The sequence below is a fragment of the Pseudovibrio sp. W74 genome (assembly GCF_001623085.1).
GTDB lineage: Bacteria > Pseudomonadota > Alphaproteobacteria > Rhizobiales > Stappiaceae > Pseudovibrio.
The window spans coordinates 39,649-52,843 of record NZ_LMCJ01000025.1; the positions used below are offsets into that span (position 1 = coordinate 39,649).

Here is a 13,195-nt window from a genome sequence, read left to right on the forward strand (position 1 = left end):
CGTGGCTCTTCTTCGGTAGACTTCATCGTTGAGATCATTGGCGCACCATTTATAGTAACTCACCGCGCTCAAACCGTGTTCCGGGCACAGCTGAGCAACCGGAATGCCGCTGTCGCCCTGCTTCAAGATTGCAATGATCTGCCTGTCGCTGAAACGAGATTTCTTCATAAAATCAGACCTCAATATGAGGCAACAATATCTCTACTTTTAAACTTGATCAAATAACGGGGGGATTACCCCAACATATGGCCTTGCTATATCCGAGTTGAAAGCAGAAGGAAAATGCCCCACGGACACTGAACATCGCCAAGTGGAGTATCTGAACAATATCATCGAAGCTGATCACGGCAACTGAAACAGCTCATCAAACCTGTACGCGGGTTCAAAACCATGAAGACCGCCTATGCGACGATCAAAGGCTTTGAAGTAATGCGGGCACTGCGCAAAGGTCAGGCTGGTGCCTTCAACTTCTCGAAGGATGTTCTGGGTGAAGCCCGCCTCGTTGAGCGGGCCTTCGGAATTGGCCCAAGTGCTCTATCTGAAGCTATGACCATGCTTGAAAACCATCTTCAGAGCGATAAAATCTAATAAGATAGCCCTGAAGTCACACAAATTGCGCTCTAAGACACGTTTGCAACAGAGCCGGATGCTTTACACACGTAATCGCGGCAATGCTCAAATCCCGTAAGTTTGCAATTTAGAAGTGATGGGCAAATGTTGACGTTGCATATCTTAAGTAGAATGCCCCTCGCATATCCTGCGTTCTAAGGCGACATTGCGCCCGAGTTCAATACGTTGGGCAAACTGAAATTTGATTTACGAGACACCGACAGCACGATCATGCTCCTATGAGAAATCTATTTAGAAACTGAACTTTTGGGTTTGTCGCCAAAACTTATAGCAAGGCGGTTCAAACCATTCATTGCGCATACGATGAATGTCAAATCTACGGCTTCTTTTTCCGTGAAGGTCTCCAATAGAAGGTTCAAATTGCCCTCAGATTCACGTTCCTCAGAGATTCTCGTGACGCTTTCTGCCCAACTGAGGGCAGCGCACTCTCTTTGTGAGAAAAGGTTGCTCTCCTTCCACACCGGTAAGCAATCCAGTTTCTGTTGATGAACATGAGCTTTTCTAGCTTCGTTTGAATGCAAATCTACACAGTATGCGCAGCCATTGATTTGTGAAACACGCAACTCCACCAAAGTTTTCAGGGTTTCCTCAATTGCAGGGACCTGCTTTTTGATAGAGAGGAGTGAATTTACGGCATCTGCGTTTATCTCAAAATAATTTAATCCCAATTCCATTTCTCCAGTGTTGATCATCTCTATATCTAAACTGTCAACTGGCGATAAAACTAACGCTCAGAATGGATCGAATGCGAACATAGTTGAAGTCTTTTCAATGCCTTCGATATCGCTCACCATTTTGGAAACAAGGTTTGGTGCTTCGTTGAAATCTTCCAAATATGTTTTTGTCATGATGTCATATTCACCGTTGATCGAATAAATCTCGGAATGTAGTTCTTTGATGGCAATCTCATTTGCGATACTACGCCACGATCCTGGTTTGCATTTTATCTGGACAAATAAACACCGCATCGTTGTAAGGCCTCCAAAAGGACATTTTAGAATTGGGTTTGCAAGTAAGAATGTGAGGCAAGTAGAGATCTCTTTCCTTGATTTTATTCTCCTATAATACGTTGCCCAGAAGCGGATCCCTCAACACTTTTCGCATAAGCTGCGGCGACAATTTTTGAAGAAACTGGTTCGTGCCCCTTGAGGGTTTTTCCATAGCGCTCATAGGAAATGTCCATGAGGCCTGGACTCACGACGTTCAGTCTAATGTTGCGAGGCATTTCAATCGCTGCAGCTGTTGCAAAACCAGAGAGTGCAGCATTTGCTGTCGCAGCGCCAACACCATTTGGAACAGGATGTTGATCCAATAGCCCGTTTGTTAGGGTGAAGGATCCACCATCTCTGACATAACTCATACCTGCAAGAACAACGTTCACTTGGCCCATGACTTTATCGGAGAGTGCATACATAAATTCAGCTTGAGAAATTTCCTGCAATTTTGCAAATTTAACAGAGCCTGCTGTCACTACGATAGCGTCCACTTCTCCAATCGCATTAAATAGCTTTTCAAGAGATGTCATGTCAGTCATATCAGTCTGATAGTCACCAGAACTGCGGCAAACTCTAATAACTTCGTGTCTCTTGCTGAGCTCTTTACAAACCGTTCGACCAATATCTCCACTTGCACCAATAACAACTATTTTCACCTCATTCCCTCCTTGGTAGTGATCTAGACTTCAACTTGCCTCAGAACTCGCGTTTGAATTTAGATTGGGACAAATAATCAGGCGAATGAATGTTTGGATCAGTAGCGGTATCTGGAATCGGTGTTTCAAGTATTGTGCGAATTGGAATTGTTCCTGTCCAACAGTGGGGGTTTACACCTTCAGGACCATACTCCTTAAGTGCGTTGCTCTGCTGCCTTCTCAAAATATCCATGACAGAGTTGTCGTAGCGATGCTTTACGGATACTTCCTCAATTGGCAAACGCATGAACTTAACCTTTTGGATTTCTTCTTCTTTATGCTCACGCAGCTCTGAGCGGCGACCAGGAAATAATGTTTCGACGAATTCAAATGCGACATCCATCTTCTCATTACTGTCTTCAACCAGCTCTGATTTGCCATGGATCGTGACCGAGCGATAATTTACAGAATGGTGAAAAGCTGAGCGTCCTAAAAGCAGCCCGTCCAGGTGACTTACATTGAAGCAAACATCAATTTTTTTGGCCTGTTCAAGCAACATCTTGCTGCCAGCTAGACCATGCCAATAGACGTAATTACCTTTGCGCCAGTAAAGTGTGGGATTTAAGAAGGGCTTGCCGTCGAGTACAAACGCAATCGTACACATATACCCGCTATCCAATATATCGTAGACTGCTTGCTCGCTGTAATCTGCGTATTCAGGGGCTCGTTTAATTGTAGACCTTTTGGTTTTTTCAAATACTTTAGTAGACGTCATATTACTTTTTCCAATTTTCTATGGCTCGCATGACTCAGAAAAAAACTGCGGTTTTGAGATGAAAATGTATTGTCCTGGCAAATTGTAATTTGGTGCCGATCAATATCTTAAAGGCGTGCTTTCAGCTGATTTGAATTTCTCAGGCAGGAAAGTGGACAAGTACGCCTGCCGCTTCCCGAGCAATTTGTAATAAGCCTGTTTTAGGTCACTGTGAGCTGAGCGTTGAACGTTTGCGTCAGCCATTAACTGGTTGTTGACTCTGCAAATATTGCTATGACGTACTTCGTCAAGAAGACCGGGGGCTATTTCGTCAAGATAACTCAAGCGAAGAAGTAATGGCGCTACTGCGGCTTCTACGAGCGAGAATGAATCGCCAAAAAGGTACTTCCCACCGTGCGAGGCAGCTTCCAGTTCATCGAGCTTTTTATGAAGCGTTCCTACAGTTGAACCGTATTCTTCCTCACTCCCCATTACGGAAAGATCATACAGACTCCACATCAGCTGGTTAATGAACTGAATCCACGCACGGTCACGGGATCGTTCAAACAAGTCCGACGGATATGTCTTTTGCTCAGCGTAATCCTCAATGAACTCGATTATTGCTATAGATTCAAACAGCACCTGATTTGTACCAGCGAAAAGAACTGGCACTTTTTTTAGCGGGGAAACTTTTGTGAACCACGTTGGAGGGTTCGACAAGTCGATATATTCGATGTCAAAATCGAGGCCTTTCAACGACAGGGCTATAAATACCTGCTGCACAAAAGGACATAAATTATAGCTTACGAGTTTAAATTTCAAACTTTGCCCCCCCCCATGCAGCATTGCTTTCAAACACCTTAGTCTACGGTCACCAGTTGTCCGTTAATGCCTCCCTCAACGCACTTAAGATAGGCATTTGCGACCCTTTCTGATGAGACTGGAGTATGACCAGGAAAAACGCTTCCATATCGTTCGACGGAAATGTCCTGGAGCCCCGTGCTAACAACGTTAATCCGAGTGTCACGTGGCATTTCAATCGCCGCACTCTTCACAAATCCGCCGATAGCACCATTGGCAGCAGCTGCACCGCTTGCCATTCGGATCGGGTCTCTATCCAGAATACCGCTTGATAGGGTAAACGACCCGCCGTCATTGAGATAGTTTAGGCCTGCGAGTACGCAGTTGATCTGGCCCATTGCCTTGTGCGTGAGGTTAAATAAAAATTTATCTTCAGGAAATTGCTCGAGAGGGCAGAAATGAACCGCACCAGCAGCCAGAACAACAGCGTCTACTTTTCCGATCTCTTTGTACATGGCATCAATAGAGGATCTCTCTGAGATATCTGCATTTACGTCACCACTGTTACGTCCAACTTTAATCACATCGTGATGGTCCGGTAACGCAGCACATATCGTCGTTCCAACATGTCCTTCTGCACCAATTACAACAATTCGTTGAGCCCGACTTGAGGTGTTCATTTCCGCTAGATTGGTCGTTTTTCGTACATGGCTCATCAGTCACCCTCGGGGTTTATATCCACATATTACCGTAGAGTTTCTAAATTAGAATATTCGAATTTAAAAATGAAAACATTTCATTTATTTGGTTCTTGAAATTTGATCATAAAAAAACAAGTATTATATCGATAACGATAGTATTGAATTGATCTTATCAAATCTAAAATATATATTTTACATAAGAGTAATATTATAAATATTATTATTTAGGAGGCTGATGAAAATGTTGCTTGAAACCGGGCATGTTGACGAATTTGTCAACAATAATCTCCCAGTAACTGAACTACAGCCAGAATTTAAAATTGATCTTTACCCATATCAAAAGAAGTTAAACGTAGGAGTTGAACTAGTTGATGCCTTAGTGGAGCGGGGGTTCGGCGAACATCCGGCTTTAATCGGCTCAAATGGTACATTGACGTATCAGCAGCTTAGAGATCTTTCAAATCAGATTGCTAGAGTTCTCAGTGAAGATTTCGGCGTCATGCCTGGGAACCGGGTCATGATTAGGTCGAGAAACTGCCCAATGATGGTGGCGTGCTTTTTGGCAATCTTGAAGGTTGGTGCAGTTGCTTTCAATACCATTGCGCTCATGCGTGCGGGCGAACTGAGCATCTTGATCGATAGGGCTAAGGTAGATTTGGTTCTTTGCCAAAAAGGTTTAGATGAAGAGCTAAGCCTGTTGGATAGAAACACACGCCCTGATCTTAAAATTGCGGAATTTTCGGCAATCATTGACGACAAAGCGACTGTGAATGCTAAGGCAATCTTCAAATCGACTAAGTATGAGGCAGCTAAAACCTCTCAGAACGACATTGCACTGCTAGCTAGTACATCCGGCACGACCGGGAAGCCTAAAATCACCATGCATCGCCATCGCGATATCCTTGCAATTGCTGATGGATTTGCAAGGCAAGTCCTAAAAATTGTGCCAGGTGATGTCTGTATAGGTACACCTCCGTTGGCATTCACTTTCGGTTTGGGCGGTTTGGCGGTGTTCCCGTTACGCTTTGGCGCAGCTGCCGTTTTGTTGGAGCAGACGTCACCATTCAATCTGGCAGAATTTATCGGCCAGTATGATGCAACTGTCTGCTTCTCCGCACCAACAGCATACAAAGTTATGCTTTCTGAAGAAGTTAACTGCAAACTTCTCAAGACTTTACGTTGCGCTGTATCCGCTGGTGAGAACTTACCGCAACCAGTGTTAGAACACTGGCAAGATCGTATAGGCGTTCCAATCATAAATGCGATGGGGTCAACCGAGGCACTACACACATTCATCTCAACCCGCCTGGAAGACTTTCAGTCAGGCTCTGCTGGCCTCTGGCCAATTGAGGGGTACGAGGTTGAAGTATTTGATGATGGTATGAAACCTGTCGGGATTGGGAAGCCGGGCTGGTTGGGTTTCCGTGGACCAACAGGTTGTCGCTATATGGATGATGACCGACAGGCCGAATATGTCAAAGATGGTTGGAACATCACCGGCGACTTCTTCCGCAAAGATCAGGATGGAAAGCTACACTTCGTTTCTAGAGCAGACGATATGATTATTTCGTCTGGCTACAATATAGCTGCTGCTGAAGTTGAAGAAGCACTGCTTTCACATCCATCCGTTCGAGAATGTGCAGTTGTAGGTATACCAGATCCAGATAGAGGAAGTATCGTCCGCGCGCATGTCGTTCTGGCCGATAAGAATAGCAAAGCACCGAGCTTAGTTGAGGCGTTACAAGAGCATGTGAAGAACACTATATCACCATACAAATATCCAAGATCGATTATCTTTGTTGACAGTTTGCCCAAAACCGAAACGGGCAAATTAAAACGGCACATGTTGCGCAAGGCGGAAAATACAAACGGCGACAGCGCTGAGGACAAGGATTCTCTGATAAGTGAAATAGCTAATGACCCAACGATAGGGGCTGGAAATTTTCTTTTTCGCGTCCACGAGTTAGCAGTAGATAATGAACGTACAGCAGTCACTCACATTGATATTGAGGGACAAGCTTGGGCATTTTCCTTAAATGACCTGGTAGCGAAAGCAAACCATATAGCATCTTGCTACTGGCATTTGGGTATACGGGCGAAATCCATTGTCGCATTATATTTAGATGATAGCATTTCCTATTATCTTCACTACCTCGCTTTAACGAAGATCGGAGCTATCCCTGCATTTTTAAATGGCGGAGTTTTGCCGGAAATTGCGAGTAAGTATCTATCAAAGATCAAGCCTGAGTTGCTTGTTTCTGAAGGGGAAAGGCTGGGTGAGATCCTCACCTACAACGCCAATTTCGAATGTCCAACAACAGATATCATTGAGGTGGAAAAACAACCTTTCTCGCTTCCCTGTGAAACCTATGATCACTTGGATGATGATACTGTTCTCATTAGTCATACTTCCGGTACGACGGGTCTTCCCAAGGCGGTTTCTTTTAGTCAAAAGTCGATAATTTACGGGGTCAAGAAGCAGCTTGGTAAGAAGCTCGGCAATGCTATGTTATCGGCTGCACCGATCTCACATGCGGCTGCCATCACAATGCTGATGAGCAACATAATGCGTATGAACCATCTGATTGTCACTTCAGATAAATCTCCTGAAGGGATAGCGGCGGCAATTGAGACTTTTGAGCCGTCAATAATGTTCGCATTCCCTAGTGTTTATGTTGATTTGTGTCGGATTGACATTGATCCAGACCGCCTCGCCTCCATCAATATATGGATGAGTACTGCGGATGCATGTCATGAGCCTCATGTCAGAAAAATGCTTCAATACGGTCATCGTTATGAGGATGGAAAACGCGTAAATGGTGCTCTGTTTATTGATAACTTGGGCTCTTCGGAATTCGCTTTTGGGATCTTTCGAAACATCCACACGCTTAAGACCAACAACTACAACCGCTGTGTGGGTAAACCATTTTCCTGGATCGAAGTCGCGCTCTTTGATGAACAGGACAAAAAAATCACCGATTATGACGTAGTCGGCAGGCTTGGAGTTAAATCACCGAGTGTGACTTCAGGGTATTGGGAGAATCAAGAGGCGACCGCAGACGCCATTCTTGACGGCTACTGGCTTACTGGAGACCTAATCTACAAAGGCGAGAATGACCTTTACTACCACGTTGATAGAACAAGCGATTCGATGCTGCTGGGCGGCAAAACCTACTATAGCTGCCAGCTCGAAGAGGCCTTTTTGAAAAATATTCCTGAGATCTTCGATTGTACAGTGGTCCAAGGCGAACTTGAAGGAACTTTAAAGGTTGAAGCAGAAATCAAAGAAGGCCTGCCTTTCGCAGATATCGCGCAGAGAATATTCGTATATTCCAACCAGAATAACCTTCCGGATATCACTGAAATCAAGCAGGTTTCTCCCGGGTCTAACGAAGGGGTCACAGGAAAAAAACTAAAGCGTGTCATCCGCGAAACAGCTTGATTGGATTGCATAATGCTTAAAGACATTGAAGTGTCATCAAATGCGAAGCTGTTTTCTGTTTCCAAAAATGTAGAGTTTTGCGAAACAGACATGGCAGGCATCGCGCATTTTTCAAATATCTTTCGATATGTAGAATATGCGGAGACGAGGTTTTTCCAGCAAGGCGGAATGAGTATCTGCGATCCGGCCAAAGATCAAAAGTGGCCGATCCTCTCAGTGAACTGCGATTTTCTGCGACCAATGACCTTTGGCGATGAGATACTCATCGCCATAAATGTTGGCCGGATTGGCACAAAGTCACTGGTGCTTAATTTTTTCATCTGTAAAAAGCTGAGCGATGGCCGCGAAGAAGATGTTTCCAGAGGCCAGCTGACAGTCATTCACGCCAAAGCGTCGGGCGAACACGGCAAAATTGCAACTGCCGAAATTCCACCTGATTTCAAAAGCTACCTCCGTGAATATCTGGCAGCGGCAGATTGTGATTAAATAACAGCTGGTTAACCTCTTATTCAATCACGGAAAGCGAACTGGAAACGAATATATGCCTCCACGCCAAAGACCGAACCCGGCGGTAATTGCTAATCAGGTTTTACCGCTGTTGTTCGTCATTCTTTACAGTTCGGGGTATGTGGCATCGAAAATCGGCATCGCATATACAGATCCGTTTACGTTTCAAACCCTGCGATTAGCCGCTCCAGTTCCGCTTTTCTTAAGCATCATTTTTTTAATCAAGGCTGAGTGGCACAATAAACCGATAGAAGTATTCCATGTCTGCGTGACCGGAATTCTCATACACGGATTTTGCTTCACAGGTATGCTGATCGCATATGAATGGGGGATGGATGTAGGCACAGTTGGCCTGATTATGGCACTGCATCCAGCACTCGCCTCTGTGGGGGCAATCGCTTTTCTGGGCGAAAGATTCAGCTTCAAACTGATACTGGGCTTGTTGCTCGGGACAATAGGTGTCCTGCTCGTCGTCAATCAAAAAGCCAATTTAGATAATAACACCTATAGCGGGGTGTTGCTTACAGTCCTGTGTCTTTTCAGCATGGTCGCAGGCGTGCTCTACCAAAAGCGATTTATAGCGCACATGAACCTGATGACAGGGTCACTGATCCAGCATTTAAGTGCGCTCATCCCCGTGTTTGGACTAATGCTTGCCTTCGAGCCAATGGTCATCAACTGGTCCGTCCCTCTGCTTGGATCATTACTTTGGCTAAGCGTTGTTCTTTCTCTAGGAAGCTGGGTGCTTTTTTATATTCTCATACGAAGCGGCGATATTTCACGTTCGCAGAGCTATTTTTTCTTAGGCCCACCCATAACTGTATTGCTGGCATGGATATTCTTCGATGAAGGTTTCGGATCTTATTTCATGTTCAATCTCAGCCTGATCGTGGTGGGCATATTGATTGTCACCAGGCATAAAGCACCAAAGGTGATTGAAACCCAAACCCCGGAGGAAAGCATGGCACGAAGCAGATGAAGTCCGCTCAACGTCCGTATCACCCAAACATCTAGCAGGTGGAAGAGTGCTGCCCGCACCATTGTTTGGGAGTAGTTGGTTTATAGAACATGGAGATTTGGAATGTCTTATAACGAACCGCGCATCTTTGTCGAAAAGATCATTGACGTGGGTGAGGAAAAAATCTTCATAAACCCAAGAATTCTGATGATCCGGGCCTTCATGGCTGGCGCAATTCTGGCAATTGCTGCGGTCTTTGCAATCACCGTCGGCGTGCAAACCGGCTTCCCCATCGTAGGGGCTGTCCTGTTTCCTGTTGGTTTTTGCATGCTATATCTCATGGGGTTCGATCTTGTTACCGGAATATTCGTTCTTGCCCCGTTGGCCTGGATTGACAGGCGGCCCCACGTCACTCTTAGCGGTGTGGTAAAGGCGATCACGATTACTTTCATCGGCAATTTTTTAGGCGCCCTGCTGGTCGCTTTTCTAACTTCTGTCATCTTCACCTACGGTTTCTCAGCACCAGTCAATCATGTTGGCGAGGTCATCGCGAACATCGGTAAGAACCGCACGGTGGGCTACAAGGAACATGGCATGGGCGGCATGATGACTATCTTCATCCGCGGCGTCCTGTGCAATTGGATGGTATCCCTTGGTGTGGTTGGCGCAATGGTCTCCACCTCGGTCAGCGGAAAAGTCATCGCAATGTGGATGCCGATCATGCTGTTCTTTGCAATGACCTTCGAGCATTCGGTAGTCAACATGTACCTGTTTCCAACGGCGCTGATACTGGGTGGAGACTTTTCCATTCTCGATTATCTGATCTGGAATGAGATCCCGGTCGTGATCGGTAATCTGGTCGGAGGACTCGCTCTCACCGGGCTGCCGCTGTTCGCAGCTCACATGCGTTCCGCTGACATAAAGGAAACGTACTCGCGCGCGCGCTTGGTGAACACATCAGCTTATGAACGCGACATGCTCTAAGCATATGCCATTTAAACGCTTGATACATTTAGAAACGAAATTATAGATCCGACGCAATATTAGCGATTTTCAGGAGAAATTTATGACAAATCTTGATCAAGAGACAGTGGGTACACAGCGTCGCCCAACAGGCATGACCGGCATGGCTGGCGGCGGTTTTTATGATGCCAACTCCGCCCCACAGTGGGAGCAAATCGCAGCCGTCCTACCCTGGTTAGAAGACACTCTCTCAAGTCTGCCCTTAGAAAAAAGCTCAGGACCAGTTACCTTTGCAGACTTTGGGTGTTCTGAAGGACGCAATTCTATTTCTGTCATGCGTCACCTCATCGGCAAGACAATGCAGCAGACAGACCGCCCGTTTCTGACGATCCATTCTGATTTGCCGACAAATGATTATTCTAAGTTATTTCTTGGTTTAAGACCTGACGGACAATCAACATTCGGCTCACAGCGGGTCTCATCAGCAGCCGTTGGCGGATCGATGTATGATCAATTACTGCCAGCAGACAGCGTTCATGTCGCCACTACCTTCAACTCAATCGGCTACTTGTCCGAACGCCCGCTTGATAAGTTGCCCGGATACGTATTGCCAAACGGTCCCAGCAAAAGGCGGGCAAACGGTCACGTCACAGAAAAAGAGAGTAAGATATTTGCGAAGCAAGCCGAAGATGACATGGCAGCCTTTTTAACCGCCCGGGCGAACGAACTTGTATCAGGCGGCAAGCTTATGGTTCAGGTCTTCGGCTGTACAAATGAACTCCGCACCTGCGACGGCCTGTTCGACCTTCTCAACGACGCTCTTCTAGCGCATGTCAAACTCGGCAATATTTCCTCGCAAGTATATGAGAGATACTATCAGCCAGTCTATTTCCGCAGTCTGGAAGAGCTGACATCCCCTTTAACGAACTCAGCGTATAATCTGGCCGGTCTTTACACGCTGGATCGAACAGAAAGCTATGAAGTGCCAGTCCCCTTTGTTGAAGCTTACAAGCAAGACAAAGATCTGGATCGCTATGCTACCAATTATGTCAACTTCTTCCGGGCATTCACTCAAGCAGTGTTGCGTGGAAATCTCCCCGATACACCATCAAAAGCAAATCTGTTAGACCAGATCTACAAGACAGCAGAAACCCTTTTGAAGACCACTCCGGAAGATTATTCATTCCGGAATATCTCTGTAGCAATGCTTCTGACACGTAAATAACCGCTCTGTTGCAAAGTCTAGCGCAGATAGATAATCATACTGCGCAGCATTTTGCCCAATAACCGAACTTGACACTATGCAAGACACAAATGTTGCAAGAACTAACAGCGTTGGTTTCTTCAAATCTTCTTGCTTCAGTGGCACAACCGTCGAAGCCGGGGTACAACGCACTTGGGGGCACCTCAGATTCCGATAAATACCAATATAGCTCAGGAACTTCTGAGTAGTTCAAGGTATGACACTCTAGGATGCTGCTGGGTGAGGCAGGCAGGTGGCAATCCCCCGCTAACTGATCGAGTTTAAAAGTAGAGATGTTGTTGCCTCATATTGAGGACTCACTTTAACGAAATCTCGTTTCAGAGCTTGCGTAACACTTTACCTAAGCTGTACTCAACCCTTGATGGAAACGTCCGAAGGTCCGGTAGTGGGATGGACCGCCTGCTCCCCTAAGGGGCAGGCTCTATAGTGATCCTGTTCTCATGAAACCGGAGCAGTCCCATGATCACAGAACTTCTTTCCGTCGGCATCGACATTGGCAAAGATACATTACACATCGTTGGGTTCAATGACGATGGTAGCTACGCTTTTCGGAAAAAGATCAGGCGTCTGTCCCTCGTGGCTACGTTCGAGAAGTTGCCGCGCTGTATTGTGGGCATGGAAGCGTGCATGAGTGCGCATTTTGTTAGCCGAACATTGCGCAAACTGGGGTTCGATCCCCGTATCATCGCCGCCAAATACACCAAGCCTTTCGTCAAAGGCCAGAAGAACGATTACAACGATGCTGAAGCTGTGGCCGAGGCCGTGCTGCGGCCCAATTTGAATTACGTGCAGGAAAAGAGCCAGGATCAGCTCGATCTGCAAGCTCTGCATCGAGTTCGATCCCGATTGGTCTCGCGTCGTACCGCCACCATCAACCAGATCCGGGCCTTCCTGTTAGAGCAAGGAATTGCGGTGCGCACAGGTAGTAGCAGTTTGAGAAACTCTCTGTTCGCCATTCTCGACAATCGCGCCAATGAGATTTCTTCGCGCATGCACGACATCCTGATCGGCCTTTATGAAGACTGGCTGTGGCTAGACGAACGCATCGATGCGACCAGTACCGAGATTGAACAGATCAGCAAATATGACGTTGGCTGCCAACTGCTGATGAGTATCCCCGGCATCGGACCCATCATCTCCACCGCGCTGGTGGCCGCCATCGGCAACGGATCTGCTTTTGAACGCGGACGAGACCTTGGCGCTTGGTTGGGCCTGGTCCCGCGCCAGTACAGCACAGGAGACAAGCCCATCCTCGGCAAAATATCGAAAACCGGAAATCGCTATTTACGCATGCTGTTGGTGCAAGCGGCACACGTTTTGATGATGCGACCGAAACTTTGGCAGAACTTGAGCTTTGGAGACTGGCTGGAACGGGCATCCAAGCGACTGCATAAGAATAAACTGGCCGTCGCCCTGGCTAATAAGCTGGCAAGGATTGCCTGGAGCGTATTGTATAATTGCACGGAGTTTGACAACCATACAACTGATATGGAGGCGATCTAACCAGAACCTCCTTAAAAGTTCGCGACAGAGCATAAGCATGGA

12 protein-coding genes and 2 pseudogenes are annotated in these 13,195 nt (G+C 46.4%); 7 read left to right on the plus strand and 7 right to left on the minus strand.

The features are described 5' to 3' along the window. Window positions 1-45: 45 nt before the first annotated feature. Window positions 46-168, minus strand: a pseudogene (locus PsW74_RS18430) (transposase); the annotation flags it as partial. A gap of 70 nt (window positions 169-238) precedes the next feature. On the opposite strand from PsW74_RS18430, the pseudogene PsW74_RS18435 reads away from it, so the two are divergent. Then, window positions 239-588 (plus strand): annotated as a pseudogene (locus PsW74_RS18435) (DDE-type integrase/transposase/recombinase); the annotation flags it as partial. 269 nt (window positions 589-857) lie between these two features. Here PsW74_RS18435 and PsW74_RS18440 read toward each other — a convergent pair. From PsW74_RS18440 to PsW74_RS18465, 6 genes are all read right to left on the minus strand, one after another. Next, complete coding sequence (locus tag PsW74_RS18440; RefSeq protein ID WP_208980643.1) at window positions 858-1,322, minus strand: carboxymuconolactone decarboxylase family protein; 465 nt, start codon at window positions 1,320-1,322, stop codon at window positions 858-860. A gap of 39 nt (window positions 1,323-1,361) precedes the next feature. Further along, complete coding sequence (locus tag PsW74_RS18445) at window positions 1,362-1,598, minus strand: Lrp/AsnC ligand binding domain-containing protein (protein ID WP_057462486.1); 237 nt, start codon at window positions 1,596-1,598, stop codon at window positions 1,362-1,364. Between the two features lie 83 nt (window positions 1,599-1,681). Further along, entirely contained in the window at window positions 1,682-2,281 is a 600-nt protein-coding gene (locus PsW74_RS18450) for a short chain dehydrogenase (protein ID WP_063287378.1), read from the minus strand. A gap of 40 nt (window positions 2,282-2,321) precedes the next feature. After that, window positions 2,322-3,035 (minus strand): pyridoxamine 5'-phosphate oxidase family protein, encoded by a 714-nt coding sequence (locus tag PsW74_RS18455; protein ID WP_082830612.1) that lies wholly within the window; start codon window positions 3,033-3,035, stop codon window positions 2,322-2,324. Between the two features lie 99 nt (window positions 3,036-3,134). Further along, window positions 3,135-3,836, minus strand: coding sequence for a glutathione S-transferase family protein (locus tag PsW74_RS18460; protein WP_193775919.1), 702 nt, complete (start codon window positions 3,834-3,836; stop codon window positions 3,135-3,137). A gap of 38 nt (window positions 3,837-3,874) precedes the next feature. Further along, complete coding sequence (locus PsW74_RS18465; protein WP_208988059.1) at window positions 3,875-4,531, minus strand: short chain dehydrogenase; 657 nt, start codon at window positions 4,529-4,531, stop codon at window positions 3,875-3,877. 226 nt (window positions 4,532-4,757) lie between these two features. Between PsW74_RS18465 and PsW74_RS30230 the strand changes: the two genes are divergently transcribed. The 6 genes from PsW74_RS30230 to PsW74_RS18495 all read left to right on the plus strand — a co-directional run bounded on the left by PsW74_RS30230 (window position 4,758) and on the right by PsW74_RS18495 (window position 13,153). Further along, window positions 4,758-7,958, plus strand: a complete 3,201-nt coding sequence (locus tag PsW74_RS30230) for an AMP-binding protein (RefSeq protein WP_153042353.1) — start codon at window positions 4,758-4,760, stop codon at window positions 7,956-7,958. Between the two features lie 12 nt (window positions 7,959-7,970). Then, complete coding sequence (locus PsW74_RS18475) at window positions 7,971-8,444, plus strand: thioesterase family protein (protein WP_063287381.1); 474 nt, start codon at window positions 7,971-7,973, stop codon at window positions 8,442-8,444. 55 nt (window positions 8,445-8,499) lie between these two features. Next, window positions 8,500-9,444 carry a DMT family transporter gene (locus PsW74_RS18480; RefSeq protein WP_063287382.1) on the plus strand — a complete coding sequence of 315 codons (945 nt, stop codon included), beginning with the start codon at window positions 8,500-8,502 and terminating at the stop codon, window positions 9,442-9,444. 102 nt (window positions 9,445-9,546) lie between these two features. After that, complete coding sequence (locus PsW74_RS18485; protein WP_063287383.1) at window positions 9,547-10,407, plus strand: formate/nitrite transporter family protein; 861 nt, start codon at window positions 9,547-9,549, stop codon at window positions 10,405-10,407. Between the two features lie 82 nt (window positions 10,408-10,489). Continuing rightward, entirely contained in the window at window positions 10,490-11,611 is a 1,122-nt protein-coding gene (locus PsW74_RS18490; RefSeq protein WP_063287384.1) for a hypothetical protein, read from the plus strand. Window positions 11,612-12,109: 498 nt separating this feature from the next. Continuing rightward, a complete protein-coding gene (locus tag PsW74_RS18495; protein ID WP_063305849.1) occupies window positions 12,110-13,153 on the plus strand; it encodes an IS110 family transposase in 1,044 nt (347 codons plus the stop codon). The last annotated feature ends 42 nt before the right edge of the window (window positions 13,154-13,195 follow it).